Source organism: Singulisphaera photorubra, from assembly GCF_045290345.1.
Classification (GTDB): Bacteria; Planctomycetota; Planctomycetia; order Isosphaerales; family Isosphaeraceae; genus Singulisphaera.
The window spans coordinates 2,861,764-2,882,709 of record NZ_CP155447.1 but is presented as its reverse complement, the minus strand read 5'-3'; the positions used below and the strand labels follow the sequence as shown (position 1 = coordinate 2,882,709).

Below are 20,946 nucleotides of genomic sequence, written 5' to 3'. Positions count from 1 at the left end.
GCATTCAATTTCATGATTTCTACAGGCTATTATCCATCAAGCTCCCGATCCCAGAGGGAAGTTGCCTCGCCCTGGCTTGGTTTAGCCGACGGCCTCATCTCCTCGCCAGTCGTCGACAACAGCGGATCCGTCGAAGTGTCAAGTTGCTCTGCCCCACTGACCGACGGAGGAAACTCCCTCCAAGCCAGGCGAAACGGAATGGTGATCACCTCAGCGATGAATTCGAAGATGACCTCGAATATCAAGTCCGCGAGCATAGCGACTCTCCCCGAGTCGAGTGAACGCCCAATCTTATTCCCCGCCGGCGCCTTCCTCAACAGGCGTTTGTTCCCTATGGATGCTAAATTGATCGGAATTCCCGTCCCTTGACACATCACTTTGACCCAATTCCAATAAACGCATAAAGCAACAAACAATTACTTATCAACAACAAAGTTCGCATGTTCCGTCTTTACCAGGGCTCTTGAAGGCAAAGCAAGGCGAATGGAGAGAGCGTCCCTTTGCCCGTCTCATCCATCCAGGCCGATGGCTCAAGGACGAGACTGTGATAAAATTCGGCCGATCGTCCGAATAATCAGTTGTTAGGCGTTGGGAGAGCCCGCTTGGAACATACCACAATAGACGAGGCGTGCCGAATGGTCCGCAGCCTCATCGACAACCCGACCGCACGCCTCTTGATCGCCATCGAAACCGGACCAGACGAGGCATTCCTTGTCGGTACGTCCGACGCTTACCTACGGCTGGCGTTGGCGGCACTGGAGTTTGTCTCCGATGCCCAGGCCGGTCGTGCGCGGAGATTGACGGTCAACGGAATGACGGTAGCGGACACATCCTCATTCGGGGAGGCGATCGAACCCGGCGAGGTGGGGCTAGCGGGGGGTTGGCTGATGACATCGGCTGAAGAGGCACGGAAAGTGGCGGAATACATCCTGCGGTTGTCACCGCCCAGTAGTCACGACGCCTAACCACGCGCTTCATCGGACACAGGGTGCTGCCGTGGTGTTATCCCTACCCCTCACTGATTGCTCTACCATCATCTCCATGGCGTCTTTCGCCACTTCTGGGCGCTTCGCGATGGAGTGGAGCAAGGCTTGGAAGTCAAGCATGGCTCGCCGGCTCCGAACGAGTATCGGGTGGACCGAGGCCGGCCCGACCGGGACGATGGCGGTTACCAAGCCAGCCAGACACCCCCAGCGGCGCCGGCCCCCGATGACATCTTCTCACCCGCTGCCCCTATTGCCTATTGGAGACATCCCTAGATTCTTGACGCAGAGCGCACAAGCTAGACAAAATCATCCTGGCATAATACTACGCAATATCCCATACTGCCAAAACGGCGACAATATTAACGAATATCCCCAACAGCATTCTTAACGTAACCTGCAAGGTTTAGTGCCTGTCGAGTTGCGATTACGCCGCGAGAACACTTATCCTAAGCAGGTGTTCTCATACCGAAACAACACAAGGATGGCTCGCGATGGGACGATTCAAACTGGCGAAACGGCCTACCCGATTTGGCATTTCAACTTTGATGTTACTGGTTGCGGCATCGGGTATCGCTGTATTCTCGTATATTACGATAGCCGAGAAATTTGCAGATCTTGAACGCGTCAGAATTCTCTATACGTCGCAAGTTAATATCAATGCAACTCATCGCAAATATTTTGAGTCACACCTCAAGAATGAGACTTCTTTAGGCTTCAGATCCTTGCTGTCCGATCATGCCCAATATTATGCCAAGCTTGAGACAAAGTACGCAAATGCGGCTTTATTTCCATGGAAGGACGTTGAGCCCGACCCTCCATTGCCATCGTTCATACCAACCGAAGAGCAACTCAAACAAATGAGCGTATCTTCAGTCACATTAAAGCCATTCACTCCTGCAGAGAGTAAAGCAAAATATGGCGAAATCGAGATCCCAAGGGGAATTATAACTCCCGAGATTCAACCCTCGTATCTTCCTCAAAAATTGAGTGACCTCAAATCACTCTCGCCAAAATGACAGAGAAATCACGCTCCTCGTCGCCGGGACTCCCAGCCCCTCTCATCCAGGCCGAATCCAGCGTGGGCCGTCCGGACCCTACAAAATCCGTAAGGCCATGATTGCGAATCATTTTTGCCCGCCTTGCGCACGAAGAAGCCCCGCAACCCTCTGGCCAGGAGAGAATTGCGAGGCTTCTTGAACGCTTGGTTGATCGGAGAACGACGCCGCAAGGGTCGCCTCGTGCCGTGGATGTCCCGAACCCTTGTTGTTGAGGAGTCAGGTCCCAGGCGGTCTGGAGGAGACGCGTTATTTCACGCCGAGGAGTTCCACGTCGAAGAGCAGCGTGGCGTTCGGCGGAATCACGCCACCCGCCCCCTGCGAGCCGTAACCGAGGGACGCGGGGAGCAGAAGGAGTCGCTTGCCGCCGACTTTCATCGTCGCCACGCCCTCGTCCCAGCCCTTGATCACCTCGCCATTGCCAATCGCGAAGTCGAACGGGGTCCCTCGATCGAGCGAGCTATCGAACTTCTTCCCCTTTTTCCCATTCTCCCACAGCCACCCAGTGTAATGCATGACACAGGTCTGGCCCGGGGCGGGCGACTTGCCAGTGCCGGGCTTGCTGTCCTTGTAGTGCAGGCCACTGGCCGTCTTCGTCATCGTCGCGGGATCGATCTTCTCTTCGGCACGGGCAACCAGGGGAGCCGCCGCCAAACAGGCCGCGACGATCGCAAATTTCCACGTCATGATGCAGCATCCCTTCAGCAAAAGTCGCAGGGGCAAAGTGCCATCCGCTCACTGGACAAGATAACAAAGCACTCCCATTTCGGGGATTCCTCTGTAACCGAGTTTGCTCTCTCCGTCAATCGGAGAGGACGATCCTCAACCCGTGCTGATTTTGCTCGTTTCCTCAACTCAATATCATTGCAACTAAACACCCTCAATTCTTCACTCAATGAACCTATTGGATCCCCCACACAGCCAACCTCTTGAATCAAGTCGCCCCGTTCCAGAATTTCCGAAATAAATCGCCCGATTCATGGCGAACTGTTTCCTATTGCAATTACATCAATACATCATTTTTCTCAATTCAATTCTCGCCTCGAAGTGCCGGGTTGCTCCCTGGCCAAATCGATGGGATGCTGTCGGTCACAAGCAGAGGATAAGGCCATGAATCGTTCCCTGCTCGAGAGACAGAAGCCTCCGGTCCCTATCAGCCTTGGTAATCCCCTGTTATTCGGAGATTCAACCATGCCTTCCCGGCGAATTCCCTTGCTTGCGATCGCCGCGATCGTTTCGTCGTCGCTGCTTCGCTCGAGTCAGGCGGCCGAACCGGCGGTCAAGTTGCCGATCGGGGTCACGGTCGAAGAACAACCGGTATCGCCCGACGCGATCAAGATCGTGCTGATTGCCGGATCCAGTACGCACAAGCCCGGGGAACATGACTATCTCGCCGGCTGCGTCGTCTTGATGAACCTGCTCCGGCAAACGCCAGGGGTGGCTCCGGTCCTGGCCATCGACTGGCCGGAGAAACCAGAGACGCTCGAAGGCGCCAAGGCGATCGTGATGCTCTTCGACGGCGGCGACAAGCACGCCCTGCTCAAAGGGGATCGGCTCGACCTGATCCAGAAACTGGCGGATCAAGGGGTGGGGCTCGTCCAGTTGCACCAGGCCGCCGATTATCCCAAAGCGCAAGGGGATCGCGCTCGCAGACTCGTCGGCGGCGCCTGGGAACCCGGTTTTTCTCAAAGGGCCCACTGGATCGCAACGTTTCAAGCGTTCGCCGATCATCCGATCTTCCGGGGGGTCACTTCGTTCTCGGTCGATGACGGTTGGCTCACCCGGCTTCGGTTCACTCCGGAGAAAAAAGGGGTCACCCCCCTCCTCCGTACCGTCTCCCCCACAGACGCGAAAACGAAAGTGGTCGATGACGCGGCCATCGTCTCCTGGCTCTACGACCGGCCCGGCGGAGGTCGTTCGCTCACCTTCACAGGGGGCCACCTCCACAAGAGCTTTGCCGAGGAAGGATACCGCCGCTTCCTGGTCAACGGCATCCTCTGGACCGCTGGTGTCGCGATCCCCGCCTCGGGCGCTCCCGTCGCCCTGGATACAGGCGCCTTGCTCGAGCGGGCGAACGAGAAATAGCTCGGTGGTTCTCTTCTTCGGATCGTTCCTTACAATGGGGCTTCGTTTGCCGAGCCCGATCCTGATCGACCCGAGGAAATCCCTACCCGTGAAACGGTCACTCCTCACCACGCTCATCCTGTCCGCGTTCGCCGCCCTCGGCGCGGATGCTCCCCTACCCAGGACCAGGCCGCTCGAGCCGGCTGAAGCCCTCAAGTCCTTCCGAATTCTCGATGGTTTCCAGCTCGACCTGCTGGCCGCCGAGCCCCTGGTCATGGACCCGGTGGCCGCCGCTTATGACGAGGATGGGCGGCTCTTCGTCGTGGAGATGAGTGACTACCCGCACGTCGACCCCAAGAACGACAAGGCTTTCGCCGAAAACTTGGGCGACCCGCCGATCGGCCGCGTCCGCCTGCTGATCGACCGCGATGGCGACGGCCGGTTCGATGAAGGCAAGATCTTCGCCGACAAGCTCTCCTGGCCGACCGGCCTCGCCGTCTGGAAAGGGGGACTCTTCGTCGCCGCCACACCCGACCTCTGGTATCTCCGCGACACCGACGGCGATCTTCGCGCCGACGAGCGGCGACGCGTCTTCACCGGATTCCGCAAGTACAACGTCCAGGCAGTCATGAACAATCTTCAATGGGGCCTCGACCACCAGATCTATGGCGCGGGCTCGAGCAACGGCGGCAAAATTCATCCTGGCGACTCCAAAGACGCCGCCGGGGTCGATATCCTCCGCAAAGACTTCCGCTTCGATCCCCGCTCGGATCAATTCGAGGCGATCTCCGGAGGGGCTCGCTTCGGCAACACGTTCGACGACTGGGGCAATCGCTTCCTCTGCGATATTCGCAACCCGGCCCAACACGTCGTGCTTCCCGCCCGCGACATGGCGCGCAACCCCTTTCTGCCCGTCCCCCGCGCCCTCCACGACTCGGCCGACGCAGGCGACGCCATCAACCTGTTCCGGATCAGCCCCCCCGAACCCTGGCGAGAGCTCCGGGCCAGGCGCTGGGCCGCGGTCGGAAAAGCGATGCCGCGCAGCGAGTTGGTGGGTGCCGGCTACCTCACCTCGTCAAGCGGAGTGACCGACTACCGAGGCGATGCCTATCCCGAGTCCTTTCGAGGCAACCTGTTTCTCGGCGAAGTCGCCAACAACCTGATCCACCGGATGGCGGTCGAACCGCAAGGCGTGACCTTCCGGGCCCGTCGGGCCGATCCGAACGCAGAGTTCCTCGCGTCGACCGACACCTGGTTCCGGCCGGTCAACTTCGTGAATGCCCCGGACGGGACGCTGCACGTGCTCGACATGTACCGGGAGACGATCGAGCACCCCTGGTCGATCCCCGACGACATTCGATCCCTCCTCGACCTCCGGAGCGGCGAGGATCGAGGGCGGATCTATCGCCTCTCTCCTCCCAAGTTCCAGCGTCGCGGCACGCCTCGGCTGAGCCAAGCCACTATTCCCGAACTGGTGCAACTCCTGGAGCACCCGAACGCCTGGCACCGCGACACCGCCCACCGGCTCCTCTACGAACGCCAGGACAAGGCCGCGATCCCACTGTTGAAAGCGCTCCGCGGCGAGGCCAAGGATCCGCGGGCCCGGCTGCACGCCCTCTACTCGCTCGCCGGTCTCGACGCCCTGGCGGATGACGACCTCAAGGCCGCCGCTCTTGACCCGTCTTCCCACGTTCGCGAGCACGCGGTCCGACTTGCCAAGCCGAAGCTCAGCGCATCGCCAGATCTCCGCGCCGAGGTCTTGCGCCTGGCTGCCGATGCCGACTTGCGGGTCCGTTTTGAGGTCGCCCTCGCCCTCGGCGAATTCCCCGGCGACGACGCGGCAGCGGGACTCGCCACGATCGCCCGCCGCGATGCGGCCGACCCCTGGGTTCGGACGGCGGTCCTCAGCTCCGCGATCACCAACCCGGCCGGTCTGTTCGAACGTCTCTGGAGCGATCGCGAATTCGCGTCGAGCGCCGAGGGCTTGACCATGCTCCGTCCGCTCGCCCTGGTTGTCGGAGCACGCGCTCAACCCAAGGAGACCGGACGTCTGCTCAATGCGCTCGCCACGAGGGAGCCGGACGAGCCCGGAATCGAGGTAGCCCTCGGGTTCGGCGACGGGATCGCTCGAACCAAGCGTCGGCTCTCGGATCTTCGGGCGAGTGCCGCGCCCGTCGCGGCGACCTGGCTCGATCGCCTGTTCAAGGATGCCGCGAACCGGGCGCCCGACGCCTCAACCCCCACCGCCCAGCGAGTGAACGCGATCACGCTGCTCGGCCGGGGCGATTTCGAGGCGGCCCGGACGATTCTCCCCCCCCTGCTCGACCCACACCAACCGCTCGAGGTGCAAGGGGCTGCGCTTCGGGCGCTGGCCGGATTCGATCGACCCGAGGTGGCCAGCCTCTTGCTCGCCCCCTGGAAAGGGTACACTCCCCCGCTCCGGAGCGAGGTCGTCGGCTTCTTGCTCGGGCGTCGGACCTGGATCACTCCCCTGCTGAACGCCGTGAAAGAAGGGATTGTCCCGGCCGGTCAGATTCCGCCAATCCGTCGGGCGATCCTCTTGAACGATAGCGATCCGACGATCCTCAAGCTTGCTCAGACGCTCCTCGGGGCCGAAGCCCCCGGTCCTCGAACCGAGGCGATCGCGAAGTACAAGGCGGCGCTCGACCGCCCTGGGGATCCGGAGCGGGGCAAGGTCGTGTTCGAGCGTGAATGCTTCGCCTGCCACAAGCTGGGCGAGCGAGGATACGCCGTGGGACCGAACCTCGCGGGGGTCCGCAAACGAACCCCTGACGAGATCCTGGTGAACATCCTCGATCCGAACCGCGAAGTCTCCCCCGAGTTCCTCGAGTACAGCGTGGCCCTCGACGACGGTCGGGTCGTGACCGGCCTCGTCGCCTCGGAAACCCCTTCAGGCGTCACTCTCCGCGCCCGCGAAGGCGTCGAGCAGACGATCCTGCGCCGGAATGTCGAAGACATCGCGAGCACAGGCAAGTCACTCATGCCCGAGGGGTTAGAAAAAACGGTCGGCCCCGCGGAAATGGCCGACCTGATCGCCTTCCTGCTCAGAATTCAGGATTGATCAAGAATCGAATTGTCCTCTAGTGAATGCGTCAGCAGACGCGAGATGAGATGAGACCGATGATGATTCACCAACCCACTTCCAGACTGGCGATCCTCGCGCTGGCAGCCCTGATCGGGTCGGCCGCGACGACGGTCGCATTGGGTGCCGACCAGCCTCCGCCGCTCCCCCGTGAGTTCCGAGCGGCCTGGGTCGCGACCGTCGCGAATATCGATTGGCCCTCGAAACCAGGGCTTTCCACCGAAATCCAGAAACGCGAGGCGATCGCGATTCTCGATCGCTCTGTCGAGCTGAATCTGAACGCGATCGTCCTGCAAATCCGTACCTCGGCCGACGCGCTCTACGACTCGAAGCTCGAGACCTGGTCGGCATTCCTGACCGGCGAGCAGGGGAAGCGACCTGAGCCCTATTACGATCCGCTCCAGTTCTGGGTCGAGGAGGCCCATCAACGCGGCCTCCAACTCCACGCCTGGTTCAACCCCTTCCGTGCCCGGCTCCAAGGAGTCAAGTACAAAGAGTCAGCCGACCATATCAGCAAGACCCGTCCCGACCTCACCAAGGAATACGGCGGCTTCCTCTGGCTCGACCCGGGTGAGCCGGAGGCGCGAGAACACAGCTTGCGTGTCTTCATGGATGTGGTCAAACGGTACGACGTCGACGGAATCCATGTCGACGACTACTTCTATCCTTACCCGATTATCGATCCCGCGAATCCCAAGTCGAAGAAAGAGCTCGACTTTCCCGACGACCCGAGTTGGAAGAAGTACCAGGCCTCGGGAGGGAAGCTCACGCGCGGCGACTGGCGTCGCGACAACATGAACCAGCTCATCGAGCGGATCTACCAGGGGATCAAGGCGGAAAAGCCGGCCGTCCTGTTCGGCATCAGCCCGTTCGGAGTCCCAAGGCCAGGTCAGCCCAAGGGGGTCGTGGGCTTCGACCAGTATGAAAAGCTTTATGCCGACACCGTGCTCTGGCTCAATAAAGGCTGGTGCGACTACTTCTCACCCCAGTTGTACTGGAAGATCGACGCCCCCGGTCAGCCGTTCCGCCCGCTGCTGAACCACTGGGTTCAGGAGAACAAATCGAAGCGGCACATCTGGCCCGGCCTCTCATCGAGCCGGATCGGCAACGGCGAAAAGAGCTATGCCCCGGAGGAGCTTCTCGGCCAGGTCGAGATCATCCGCCAGACGCCGGGAGCGACCGGCGAGATCTTCTTCAGCATGCGCTCGCTGATCGAACCGAAGCGAGGCTTCGCCGACCGCCTCAAAAATGGCCTCTTCCACGAGCCCGCCCTGATTCCGGCTTCCCCCTGGCTCAAACTCCCCGCGCCCGGTCTTCCCCGCGTCGAAGTCCGCGTGGGCAAGGACAAGAACCAGGGCAAACTCGAACTCAAAGTCGAGGCCGGGCCGGGCGCATCGCCGTTCCTCTGGGCCGTCTCGACTCGCCACGGCCAACGCTGGTCCGTCTCGCTCCATCCCGCGGCGAACGGTCCGGTCGTTGTCGCTGACGACGCGAAAGAGCCGGCGGCCCAGATCGCCGTCACGGCCGTGAGCCGGGCGGGAGATGCCAGCGAGCCGGTCGTCTTGCCGGTCGCTCGCTAAAACGGCTCAGATGCCAGCGAGCCGGTCGTCTTGCCGGTCGCTCGCTAAAACGGCTCAAGAACCAGGCTTCAACCACGAATGACGCGAACCAGAGCAACAACGGAAAACTTCAAAGATCGACCATTGTCTTTTTAGTTTTCTTTTGTTTTCACTCGTATCATTCGTGGTGAGTCTTGTTCATTTCAATGAGCCGCGACAACGCGAGAATCGCGAGGGAATTACGGCCGGGCCGGCCGTGCTACTGCAAACCAACCCGGTGCGGAATCCGCGAAAATCCGAGACTGTAGCAAGGATACCGGGATCTCGTTCCCCTGCTCTGCGTGGTAATGCCGTCCGCGATGCTCCGCGTCTTCTTCCCCGGCGGGTGGGGCCGCGGAGCATGGGAACGAGTTTCTCCCGCGAATTTCGGCCTTCGGGACAGACAGACGGCCCGGTTTCCTTGCGGCAGACTCGAATACCCTCGGCGCATTCGCTCTGTCGCGGATCATTGTTTCATTTCATGTCAGGTCAGGATCGCCTCGATCGGTCTTCCCCCGTGGGCGATCGCGATCGGCCGGCCGGTGAGGTCGGGGAGCATGAGCTCGGGGTCGACACCCAGCAGATGATAGATCGTGGCCACGAGGTCACCGGGCGTCACCGGGTGATCGGAGGGATAGGCTCCGATCCTGTCGCTTCCGCCCAGGACGAATCCTTCCTTGACTCCGCCCCCCACCATCAGGGAAAAGCCGCACTTGGGCCAATGGTCGCGTCCGGCCGAACCATTCACCTTCGGCGCCCGCCCCATCTCCCCCATGATCACCACGAGCGTCGAGTCGAGCAACCCGCGGCGGTCGAGATCCTCGACCAGGGCCGTGCCGGTCTGATCGAGGTTGGGCAGGTTGAATGACTTGAGCATACCGAAGTTGTTGCTGTGCGAATCCCAGTGGCCCCCACCGCGCGACTCGGTGGTGACGGCAACGAATGTGACCCCTGCCTCGACCAGTCGCCGCGCAATCAAGGCGCTCGATCCGAAGAGTGAGGAACCGTACTGGTCGCGCACCGCCGCGGATTCAGTCGACAGGTCGAACGCGGCCCGGGTCCGGTTCGAGGTCAAGAGGGCGAGCGCCTTGCGCTGAAAGTGGTCGAGGTTCTTGGCGTCCCCTCGGGCCTCCAGTTGACCGGTGGCCAGGTCGATCTGCTGAAGCAACGTATGACGCTGGTGAAGCCGGTCGATCGTCACGCCGGGCAAGTCCTCGAGCGAGGGGAGCCTCGGAACCCCTTGGGGGGCAATCGGGTTGTAGAATTCCTTATCCTGGTTGAACTCCCGGTCGAACTTCGGGTCACAGACGGAGAAGACCGGGTCAAACCGCCGGCCCAGATAGCCGCCGTAAGGCCCCGCCCTGCGGAGGCCCTGGCTATAACCGGGGTGGGCCGGCAGGTAAACATGGCAGGGCATATCGGCCGCTTCCATGCCCAGGTACTGGCAGACCGAGCCGATCCCGGGATGGTCGCTCCGCTTGGTGAAGTAGTTCTCTTGGTCGTTGCCCCCAGTGAAGCCGGTCAGCACGGCATACGGGTTGTGGCTGTTGTAGGTGTGGGTGACCGACCGGATTAAGGTGGCCCGATGCATCCATTTCGCGATCCGGGGAAGATGCTCGCAGATGCTGAGCCCGGGGACCGAGGTCGCGATCGGCTGAAACTCACCGCGGATCTCGACCGGAGCGTCCGGCTTCATGTCGAACATGTCGAGATGGCTGGGGCCGCCAAACAAGTTGATCAGGATCACCGACCGGATCCGACCAGGCGGGCGGCCCGCGGGCCCTTCTGCCTCGGCGCGAAGCAACCGCGGAAGTGTCATGCTCCCGAAAAGCGAGAGGCCGCCGGCCCGGAGCAGTTCGCGGCGAGTCGCCCCCGCGCAGGTGGTCGTTCGCCCCCCCATGATCCGTAGCATGATCACCTCACCCTCGCTTGTGGAACCGCCGGGGTTTCTGATCGCACACCCCAAAATCCAACGATTCTCCAACATCGTAACGAGAACGGCCGAGCGCATCAATCAAAACCAATCGCGGCCGGGCAATGCTGTGGAAATGATCATTGAGAAGAGCTCGGGCGTCGCATCATCCTCCGACGGTCGATCGATCGCCTGGTCTCTCCCGCCCCCGGATCCGGAACGCTCGTTGGTGTACAATGGAAAAGTCCGAAGTCCGAGGGAATCCGCCCTCGGATTTGCGTTGGGAACACGGAAGTGACGTGAAGTGGAGAGCGAGCACGATCATGACCCGATCGGAACGAGCGGCCAGCAGTGCGGATGGCATCACCTGGGATCTGGGCGACCTCTATTCCGGGGTCGATGATTCCCGGATCGAGCGCGACCTGGATGTAGCGCTCCACCGCGCGCGGGCCTTCGAGACTTCGTACCGAGGTGAGATCGCCACCGAAGGGGGGCCCACGCCAACTCTGCTCCTGGCCGCGATCGTCGAGTTGGAAGAGCTCTCGGAGCAGATGGACCGACCGATCGTCTACGCGAGCCTGCTCCACGCCTCGAAGACCGATGACCCAAAACACGGAGCCTTGCTCGCGCGAACCAGGGAGCAACGGGTCGCGATCAACAAGCACCTGATCTTCTTCGACCTGGAGTTGATCCATCTACCCGAGGACGTGGTCGCCTCGCTCCTCAAGGCACCGGAACTGGCGCGGTATCGCCACTATCTCGAGCGGAAGCAAGCCTGGAGTCCCCACTACCTTGGTGAGGCGGAGGAGAAAGTCCTCGAGGAAAAGGATGTCACCGGTCGCGCGGCGTTCGTGCGGCTCTTTGAGGAGACCCTTTCGTCGCTGGCCTGCCCGTACGAACACAACGGCCAGGTTGAGTCGCTGAGCCTGCAGCAAGTCCTGGCCAAGCTCTACGACGCCGACCGCGAGGTCCGCAAGGCGGCCGCGGCCAGCCTGACAACGGGCCTGCAAGGTCACTCACGTCTGCTCACATTCATCTTCAATACGGTGGTCCTCGACCATAAGTCGAGCGGCGAGATCCGTCGCTTTTCGAGCCCGATGGCCTCACGCCACCTGGCCAACGAGATTGACGACGCGACGGTGGAAGCGCTCCTGAGCGCGGCCGAGCGGCACCACGGGACGGTCCACCGCTACTACCGGCTCAAGGCCAGGCTGCTGAAACTCGAAGATTTGAGCGATTATGACCGCTATGCCCCTCTCTTCTCCGACCTGCCGGGGTGCGACTGGCCGACCGCCCGCCAGACCGTCGAGGCGAGTTATGGCGCATTCAGTCCTCAAGCCGGAGCGATCATCCGCGAGTTCTTCGACAAGCGCTGGATCGATGCCGAGCTGCGGCCGGGCAAGCGGAGCGGCGCCTTCAGCAGCAGCGCGGTTCCGAGCGCTCACCCTTATATCCTGATGAATCACTCGGACAAGCTCCGGGACGTGACGACCCTGGCCCACGAGCTTGGCCACGGCCTCCATCAGTACCTCTCGCGCCAGGTCGGTTACCTCCAGTGCCACACCCCCCTGACGACCGCCGAGACCGCCAGCGTCTTCGGTGAAATGCTCACTTTCCAGCAACTGCTTGCGAACCATCCCGACCCGCGGACCCAGCTCGCCCTGCTCTGCGGAAAAATCGAGGACAGCTTCGCCACGGTCTTCCGCCAGGTGGTTCTCACCCGCTTCGAACAGGCCCTGCACCAGGCGCGTCGCGACCAGGGGGAGCTGACCACCGAGCAGGTCAACCAGATCTGGATGGCGGCCAACCGGCCGATGCATGGCGACGCAGTCCAGCTCACGGAGGGATACGGCTCGTGGTGGCTCTATATCGGCCACTTCATCCGGTCCCCGTTCTACTGCTATGCCTATGCCTTCGGAGAGCTCCTCGTCCTGGCGCTCTTCCGGAAATACCAGGAGGAAGGCCCCTCCTTTGTGCCCAAATACCTCGAGCTGCTCGCCGCCGGCGGGTCCGACTCGCCCGACCGGCTGCTCGCAAAGCTTGGAGTCAATGTGACCGACCCATCGTTCTGGGAGCTCGGAATGGGCCTCCTTGACGACATGGTGACCCAGGCGGAAACCCTCGCGGAACAGGTCATGAAGGAGTCGTAAGGCCGAGGCGAACCGTCCCCACTAAGGAACAAGGCCTGGATTCACGGCTCCATTGGCCACGGGCTCGTGGACGTTTTCAATATCGCCATTTACATCTGTCAGACAAAACAGGTATCCTCGCTCAATGGGATGTGATGCTTCCGCCGACAAGTCCTGAATTCCAGCGGACCGGCCGGGCGACGACTTGAACTCTCGCCTCGACTTCCATCGCCAACGAGCTCAGACGCTCCACAAGAACGTCCAAGGCACGTAGGTGGCGTATGGCAGCGTGAGGAAGGCGGGGAGGTTACGCTCCCCACTTGCCTTCTCGGGTCACTCGACGCAGGAACCTCGGGACGAAGGAGAGTGCGATGACGACTGGTTGCATGGAACGGCCACGCCACCGCGGCTTCACCTTGATCGAGCTCCTGGTTGTCATCGCCATCATTGGCCTGCTGATCGCCCTGCTCTTACCCGCCGTTCAGGCGGCGCGCGAGGGGGCCCGCCGTGCGCAGTGCGCGAATCAGCTCAAGCAGCTCGGACTTGCCGTCCATGGCTATTGCGATATCAACATCGCGCTGCCGCCCGCGGCGGCCACGGGACCCGAGTGGTCGAACAACTTCAGCATGAAGGCGCGGATCCTCCCCTTTCTCGAGCAGGCGGCATTGTTCGATTCACTGAACATGTCCTTCTTTCAGGAGTCCCCGCAGAATGCGACCAACTTGACGACGCTGGTCAGTGTCTTCCTCTGCCCGTCGGATGGGAACGTGCCGTGCGGAACCTACCCGGTCAGCGGACTCGCCCCGCGTCAGGTCGGCTATACCAGCTATCCCAACAACCTGGGCACGACCCCGACCAACAATGGCGGCCAGTTCGACGGCCCAGCCTATTTCATGGGAGCCGCCAGCCTCCCCAGTCTGGCTCGGCTCGCCCCGATTGTCACCCTGGCCGGGATCACCGACGGGACGGCCAACACCGCCCTCTGGAGCGAGATGGTCCGGGGGAAAAACGGGACCATGATCGAAGGTCCGAACCAGGTTTACCGCATGGCTCTCTCTCCGCCCGCGACGAATCTCTACGTCCCGCTTGACACCTATCTGAACGCGTGCAAGAACGCGACGACACTTGCCGAGTTCGACTACAAGGGACGAATCTGGGGCACCGATTTCGCCGCGCAAGGAGGCGGCTACTCTCATATCATGACGCCAAACTGGAAAGCGTGCCTGTTCCAAAGCCAGTCCCTGCCCCTGGAGTATTCGACAGTGTGCGTCGGCGCCAGCTCGTTCCATCCGGGCGGCGTGAACGTCGGCTTTCTCGACGGCTCAGTTCGCTTCATCAAAAACAGTGTCAACCCGCAAGCCTGGTGGGGCATCGCGACTAAGGCCGGCGGGGAAGTGATCGACCCCAGCGCACTCTGAGAGTTCCGATTCCCCCGTCGCGTTTGAGAAAGCCCCCCATCCTTCCTCAATCGCCCGTCCTCAACGAGCTTCCGCCCACCGCCCCTTGGGAGGTGAGAAGTGGCACACGAAGGCCAATCTCACGCTTTAAATGTCACGAGGGGTTTCCCGCAACTTGATCGGTCCCCACGGTCGTTCCCTCTTGGGAACATCAATTCGCGATCTCTTGTAAAAAGGTGATCCATATTCTAGCTTCTCTGGGGAGAATGCGACGCGATTGGGAAGAGAAGGTCCATTCGATCACGGCTCGCTGGTGGATCTTGTTTGCTCTGCAAACCGATCGGTTCATTGGTTACCACCGGAAAATCGGCTGATGGCGACCGAGAACCACAACCCTACCCAAGACGCCGTCCCCTCGCCTGGAGAACGGACGCCGAGCCTGCTGCGGTCGTTGTTGATTCAGGTCATCCTTCTCCCGTTGGCCCTCACGGCGACGCTCGCGGTCATCTTCTTGACGTCGACATTTTCGCTGCTCAACACCTCGAGGCGAGTTGAGCACATCGATCGCGTCGTCGACCAGGCCCATCTCGTCCAGATGCTCTTACTGGACATGGAGAACGGTCTGCGCGGCTACCTCATCACCGGCTGGGCCGATTTTCTCGAGCCTTACAAGTCCGCAAGCGGCGCCATCGACACCTCGCTGAACGGGCTGGCCCGGTTGGCTGCCGATGAACCGGTTTCGGCGAATCGCGTCGCGCGCCTCCGTGAACAGGCCAACCGATGGCGTCGTGACGCCGAAGAGATGATCGTCTTGAAGCAAGAGGGCGTGGGAACTCACCCAAAGAACGACCTGAGCCAAGAGGGCAAGGCGTTGATGGACGAGGTCCGCGGCCTCCTCAACGCGTGCATCGCCGACGCGAAGGCCCAGAGCAATCGCCATGGCCGTTCCACCCGCGCACTCGCGAGTGCCGGGCTGATCTTGACGGGAATCGCTGCGCTCATCTTGGGCGCGGTTCTGTTTATTATTACACGCAGACAACTATCAACGCTCTCCTCCGCCTATGAAGTCGCCCTGGCGACGCTCCGGGATCGCTCGAATTCACTCGCCAGGAGCGAGGCCATGTTCCAGGCGTTCATGGACCACAATCCGGCCGTGACGTTCATCAAGGATGACCGAGGTCGGTATCTCTACGGCAACCAGGCCTGGGCCCACCTCTTCGGCAAACCGACCGAAGAGTTGCTCGGCCGCAATGATGTGGAGCTGAGAGGGGAAGCGACGGCGGAACTGCTGACGAAGGGCGACCGTCTGGTTCTCGAGTCGCGTGCTCTCGTCAAAACCGACCTGGTGACCTGCGATCAGGTCGACCAACCTCGCCACTGGATCAGTCTGAAATATCCTCTCGACGACGGCTCGGGGCAAAATCTCATCGGTGGGATCGCGGTCGACGTCACCGAACTGCGGCGGGCAGAGCGGGATCTGCGGACCAGCGAGGAGCGATACACGCTGGCGATGCGCGGATCGAGCGCGGGGCTTTGGGACTGGAATCGTGACAGCAACGTCCTCTACCTCTCTCCACGCTTCAAGGAGCTCGTCGGGTACGCCGACCGTGAGGTGGAGAACACACTGGAAAGCTTTGTGTCCCTGCTTCACGACCAGGACATTGATCGGGTCATGTTCGCCTTCAGCGAGCATCTCATCAGACAGGTGCCCTATGACGTGGAGTATCGGCTCCGAAACAAGGCGGGAAACTATCAGTGGTTCCACGCCCGGGGCCAGGCGATCTGGGATGGAAACGGCAATGCGACGCGAATGTCGGGGTCGATCACCGACATCACCGCCAGGAAACTTGCGGAAGAGGAAGTCCTTGCCCTCAACGCCCGTCTCGAGCGGCGGCTGCAACGACTCGCCTCGCTCCGCAAAATCGACTCGGCGATCACAGCCGGGCTCGACCTCCAGATGATCCTCAGCCTCGTGCTCGATCAGGTCAAAGCCCAACTTCATGTCGATGCTTGCGATATTCTCTTGCTCACCCCGAAGACCCAGATGCTGGAAACCTCCGCGAGTTGGGGCTTCCATACGGAGTCGATGAAAGACGCGCACGTGCCCCTCTGCCGCCATGGGGGGGGCCGTGTGGCCCTGGAACATCGTTCCATGCATGTGGCGGATCTGAATCGATCCGACGAGACCTTCGTTCGCGCGGCGGAGTTTGCGCGGGAAGGATTCGTCACCTACAACGCCGTCCCGTTAATGGCCAAGGGGGAAGTCAAGGGAATCCTCGAAGTCTTCCACCGCGCTCCGTTCGAGATCGATCAAGAGTGGTCCGACTTCCTGGAACTCCTCGCGAGCCAGGCGGCCATCGCGGTGGAGAATGTGAACCTCTACGAGGGGCTGCGTCGCGCCAATACCGAGCTGACCCTCGCCTATGACGCCACGATCGAAGGCTGGTCGCACGCCTTGGACTTGCGTGACAAGGAGACCGAAGGGCATTGCCAGCGTGTCACCGAGATGACCGTTCGGCTCGCCCGCGCCATGGGCGTCGGCCCGGACGAGATCATCCAGATTCGCCGCGGAGCCCTTCTGCACGACATCGGCAAAATGGGCATCCCCGACCGCATCCTGCTCAAGCCCGGCCCGCTGACCGAGGAAGAGTGGCAGATCATGCGGCAACACCCGGAGTATGCCCGGGACTTGCTCTCACGAATCCAATTCCTCCGGCCGGCGATCGACATTCCTTACTGCCACCATGAGCGGTGGGATGGCAGCGGCTATCCTCAAGGCCTGGCCGGCGAGGAGATCCCGCTCGCCTCACGCATCTTCACCGTCGCCGACATCTGGGACGCGTTGAGCAATGACCGGCCCTATCGCAAGGCGTGGCCGCTCGGCCGTGTGATTGAATACATCGCCTCACTGGCGGATACCGCCCTCGATCCCAAGGTTGTGGAAACGTTCCTCCGCCTCCATGCGAACAGCCCGCACAGTGACCTGAACCGATCGGCCACCGAGTTGCTCCGCGCCATTCCGACCCGGTTGCCTCACGATAATGCCGCCGGTATCGATCATGAAGGCGCTCTCCTTCGCTCCTGGAACGGGCCGGCAACCAAGTCATTGGAGCGAACCAACTCCGCGGTTCCGATCTCGTTCCGTTTCAGCGGCTCGCCCCCCCACCCAGGGCTGACCGTTCTCATTGCCGAAGAAGATCCCGCCTCGGCGAACGATCTGAGAAAATGGCTCGAGGCGATGGGCCATGATACGGTCATTGCCCCCGACGGCCACGAGGCGTGGCAACGGATCCAAAAGGAGCGGGTCCAGGCCGTAATCGCCGACTCGAAGCTTCCCCTGATCGACGGGCTGGAACTCTGCCGGCGGATTCGCGGTGACACCGACCTGGCCTCAACCTACGTGATCCTCACCGGTGAACGGAACCATCATGAGCTCGGAGATCTGCCGGCCGACGCCGACGACTTCCTGGCCAAACCGATCGACACGCGCGACCTGACCGCGCGAATGACGGTGGCCCGCCGGTTCCTTACAGCCCAGGAAATGCTTCTCGATCGGACCGTCCAGGCCAAACGGATGTACGTCGAGCTCCGTGACCAGAACGAGCGGCTCGCCGAGCTGGTCGCGACCGATCCGCTGACCGGCCTGAGCAACCGCCGTCATCTCCTCGAGGTTCTGGAAGCCCAGGCGGCTCTGACCTTGCGGCAGGAACAGCCCTTGTCGCTGGCCATTCTCGACGTCGACTGGTTCAAGCAGTACAACGACGTCTACGGCCACCGCGCGGGCGACGAGGTGCTCTGCCGGATCGCCGACATTCTCCGCAGCAACGTTCGAGCCTGCGACCTCGTGGCGCGTTACGGCGGCGAAGAATTCGTCGTGGTCATGCCGATGACCCCCGTCGACGGAAGCCGGGAGGTCGCCGAGCGATTGCGAGCGGCCATCGCCGGCTGGGCCTGGCACCTCCGGCCAATCACGTCGAGCTTCGGGATCGCCACCATGATCCCCTCTTATCGAGACATCTCCAAGCTCGTGGACGCGGCCGATCAGGCCCTCTACCGATCGAAGCAACGCGGTCGCAACCGCGTGACCCACCGCGATGACCTCAACAACAACAGCAACAACGCCGACGACGGTGTGCTTCTCAAGCCCGCCTGATCCGGGACATCCTCACTTGACGGTCGAGCTCGAACTCGAGGGCCCGGTGGCCAAGCGTTGCGGCTCGAGCGCCAGCTTCAGCGCCAGGTCGCTTCGCATCGTTTTGGGGGCAAGCTTCGGGTCGACGTTGTGGAAATAAGGAAAGACGACGACCCTCGACGACGCGTCGGCCGCTTGATCCCGGGGAACTTGCAAATCCATCTCGAGTCGGCCGCCCGGTGGTAGGTCGTGCGGAAACATCAGGGCCACCTTTTCCTTGGGCGCTTCCCCCTGAAACGACTCGACCAGCATGAAGGCCGAGCCTTGCTCCGACGGGGCAATCCCCGGATGCGCGCGAGCCGAGCCCAGTTCCTTGTCCCGCGTCACGTGCGCCTGAATATAGTACGGGCTCTTGTTTTCGAGCGCCACGCGGAAATGGCCTGCAGCCAACGCGGTTCCTTCCAAGATCACCGTGTTGAGTGAAAGGTCAGGAGGAGCCGCGCCGAAGACCTGCCCGCTCGTGAGAAGCGTGGGGGACACGATGTAGGGCTTCGATGCGACCCGTTGCCCCTGATCGTCGAGGAAGACCAGTTCGTAAGAGCCGGCCGCTTTCGGGGTCTCGACACTGTAGGCAGGGATGTCCGGCCCGAAGACATGCTGATAGAGTCCCACGCAAGGCTTGCTCACCAGCGTCCCATCGAGCTTGGCCCAGGCCAGGGATATCCGTCGCGGCCGCAAGACCACCACCGTCCGATCGAGGTCCAGACGGCCGGTAATCCAGACCTGGGACGGCACAACGGCGGGAGCGGCTTGACGATCCTGGCCGACCAGGACACGCCTCAGGGAGGTGGTGGGGAACCTTGGTGTCTCGACGCCTGTTCGAAAGACCTGCCAGTCGCCAAGGTTCGCCTCGCGTTTCAGCCAGGGCAGCGAACCGATCCAGGGATGTTTCTCGAGATATTCGCGGTGGAACGCCAGGGTCTCGTAGCCCAGGGAAGTGATGAACTTCAACCCTTCCCGGTTCATCTCGCGGTAGGATGCGCCGAGAAGTTTCAAGTCGCCGTTGAGCAATTCCCAATCACAACCGTTGAGTGTCACATGCTGATGGCGCAGCCGGTAGCTGGCCATACCGAACCAGTAATCGTTGTCGATCGGAGAGAACGCGGCCAGCTTGACTTGCGGCGGCTGCTTGGCCAGCCAATCGACCCAGGCGGGCGTCTTGTCCGCGGTCCTGTCGCTCCAGACGGCGAGTGTTTGGGTGTGGTAGACATCATTCCCGACCAGGGCCAGCGCCGCCACCACGATCGTGGCACGAAGCAGCCGTGGCCTCAGGGAACGGGCCAGCGAGTGAAAGATCAAGGGGGCCGCCACACAACCGAGTGCCAGGGCCAGCTCGCCCGCCCTGCCGTACGCCCGAATCGACGGGATAAACCGGTAGAGAAAGAAGGAAGGGCCACCAGCCAGGCTGAGGCTGACCAGCAACGCGATCTGTCCCATGGCAAGGTCAAGGAACCCCTGCGCCTCGCAGAGTCGCGTTCCGCGAAGCCTCGCGATCGCGTAAACGGCGATACCTGCGAGCACCGTGAGCCCCGGGTAGTTCCACCCTTCGCCATAGTACCCGAACGGCTTGACCCCGAGCGCATCGGCGTATTGCTTCGCCCACAACGAGGTGGTCGGCACAAAGTACTGCCAGAGCTCCGAGCTGAACAGCCAGGTGTCCTTCATGGGACGCCGGGCATAGACATCGGCAAGGAGATAGCTCTTCGTCACAGCCAACGCGGGGAGGGTCATGGCCGCCGCGAGCGGAACGAACACCGCCAGGGCCGCCGCGGTCCCCGCGACGTTCCGCCGGTCAAACCGCCCGGCAACCAGACAACCCAACCACCATAGACCGAACGTCAGGGCCACGAAATACCCGAAATAGAACGATCCCTGAAGAACCAAGGCAACCGCCAACCCCAGCGCCGCGCCTCGCCGCCGGGACGGGGCCTCGAGGTAACGCCAGAACGCCCAGGTCGCCAGCAAAAACCACCCTAATTTAAAGAGATGGAGATGGCCTCTCATTCTGCCCGACACCTGGTCGTTCAACGTGATGAGCACGATCGAGGCCGCCGCCCAGAGTGTGGAGCGGGTCAGCCGGAAGGTCAGCCAACCGGCGATCCAGCCATTGATCGCGATCACGGACAGGACGAGAAAATGGTAGTTGGTAGGGCCGTTGAAGAAGAGGGCCGAGATCGTGGAGATCAGCAGCAGGTCGAAGCCTTCGAGAAGGTGGGGGTACTTGGCGATCTCGGACTGATAGGGCCAGCCCAGCAGCGGGTCGTCGGGGATCTTCCAGAATCGACCGCCGAGCTCGGCGACTCGGGACATCTGATATTCATAAAAAACCTGATCGCCATGAAGCTGCCAGGCGATCGACCCAGGTCCGGCGGGGAGATAATAGACCGCGAGTGCCACGATGATCGGCAGGGCGGCCAGTCCCACGATCAGAGGCCAGGACCGCCTCCCCACCTCCACCGTATCGGATCCGCAACGGTCGTTATCGCTCATCCGGATCGCTCTCCCATTCC

The 20,946-nt window shown here is 61.7% G+C and carries 12 protein-coding genes; 8 read left to right on the top strand and 4 right to left on the bottom strand.

Annotated features, from left to right (window positions below; translation table 11 throughout):
- Positions 1 to 29 precede the first annotated feature (29 nt).
- Entirely contained in the window at positions 30 to 257 is a 228-nt protein-coding gene (locus tag V5E97_RS11185; RefSeq protein WP_406699403.1) for a hypothetical protein, read from the bottom strand.
- Between the two features lie 378 nt (positions 258 to 635).
- On the opposite strand from V5E97_RS11185, the gene V5E97_RS11180 reads away from it, so the two are divergent.
- Entirely contained in the window at positions 636 to 965 is a 330-nt protein-coding gene (locus V5E97_RS11180) for a hypothetical protein (RefSeq protein WP_406699402.1), read from the top strand.
- A gap of 512 nt (positions 966 to 1,477) precedes the next feature.
- Positions 1,478 to 2,002, top strand: coding sequence for a hypothetical protein (locus tag V5E97_RS11175; RefSeq protein WP_406699401.1), 525 nt, complete (start codon positions 1,478 to 1,480; stop codon positions 2,000 to 2,002).
- 288 nt (positions 2,003 to 2,290) lie between these two features.
- Here V5E97_RS11175 and V5E97_RS11170 read toward each other — a convergent pair whose 3' ends face one another.
- Positions 2,291 to 2,728, bottom strand: a complete 438-nt coding sequence (locus V5E97_RS11170; RefSeq protein WP_406699400.1) for an FKBP-type peptidyl-prolyl cis-trans isomerase — start codon at positions 2,726 to 2,728, stop codon at positions 2,291 to 2,293.
- Positions 2,729 to 3,232: 504 nt separating this feature from the next.
- On the opposite strand from V5E97_RS11170, the gene V5E97_RS11165 reads away from it, so the two are divergent.
- The 3 genes from V5E97_RS11165 to V5E97_RS11155 all read left to right on the top strand — a co-directional run bounded on the left by V5E97_RS11165 (position 3,233) and on the right by V5E97_RS11155 (position 8,788).
- On the top strand, positions 3,233 to 4,126 hold the full coding sequence (locus tag V5E97_RS11165; RefSeq protein WP_406699399.1) for a ThuA domain-containing protein: 894 nt from the start codon (positions 3,233 to 3,235) through the stop codon (positions 4,124 to 4,126).
- An 88-nt stretch (positions 4,127 to 4,214) separates the two neighbouring features.
- Positions 4,215 to 7,187, top strand: a complete 2,973-nt coding sequence (locus V5E97_RS11160) for a PVC-type heme-binding CxxCH protein (RefSeq protein WP_406699398.1) — start codon at positions 4,215 to 4,217, stop codon at positions 7,185 to 7,187.
- Positions 7,188 to 7,246: 59 nt separating this feature from the next.
- Entirely contained in the window at positions 7,247 to 8,788 is a 1,542-nt protein-coding gene (locus V5E97_RS11155) for a glycoside hydrolase family 10-like protein (RefSeq protein ID WP_406699397.1), read from the top strand.
- A 502-nt stretch (positions 8,789 to 9,290) separates the two neighbouring features.
- Here the strand turns inward: V5E97_RS11155 and V5E97_RS11150 are convergent.
- On the bottom strand, positions 9,291 to 10,718 hold the full coding sequence (locus V5E97_RS11150) for a DUF1501 domain-containing protein (protein ID WP_406699396.1): 1,428 nt from the start codon (positions 10,716 to 10,718) through the stop codon (positions 9,291 to 9,293).
- Positions 10,719 to 11,041: 323 nt separating this feature from the next.
- Between V5E97_RS11150 and V5E97_RS11145 the strand changes: the two genes are divergently transcribed.
- The 3 genes from V5E97_RS11145 (at position 11,042) to V5E97_RS11135 (ending at position 18,397) form a co-directional block, all read left to right on the top strand.
- Entirely contained in the window at positions 11,042 to 12,868 is a 1,827-nt protein-coding gene (locus V5E97_RS11145; RefSeq protein WP_406699395.1) for a M3 family oligoendopeptidase, read from the top strand.
- Between the two features lie 350 nt (positions 12,869 to 13,218).
- Entirely contained in the window at positions 13,219 to 14,265 is a 1,047-nt protein-coding gene (locus tag V5E97_RS11140; RefSeq protein ID WP_406699394.1) for a DUF1559 family PulG-like putative transporter, read from the top strand.
- A gap of 352 nt (positions 14,266 to 14,617) precedes the next feature.
- On the top strand, positions 14,618 to 18,397 hold the full coding sequence (locus V5E97_RS11135; RefSeq protein WP_406699393.1) for a diguanylate cyclase: 3,780 nt from the start codon (positions 14,618 to 14,620) through the stop codon (positions 18,395 to 18,397).
- Between the two features lie 12 nt (positions 18,398 to 18,409).
- Here the strand turns inward: V5E97_RS11135 and V5E97_RS11130 are convergent, their stop codons facing one another.
- The gene (locus V5E97_RS11130; RefSeq protein ID WP_406699392.1) at positions 18,410 to 20,926 is read right to left on the bottom strand and encodes a DUF6311 domain-containing protein; all 2,517 of its coding nucleotides are present in this window, start codon (positions 20,924 to 20,926) and stop codon (positions 18,410 to 18,412) included.
- Positions 20,927 to 20,946 lie beyond the last annotated feature (20 nt).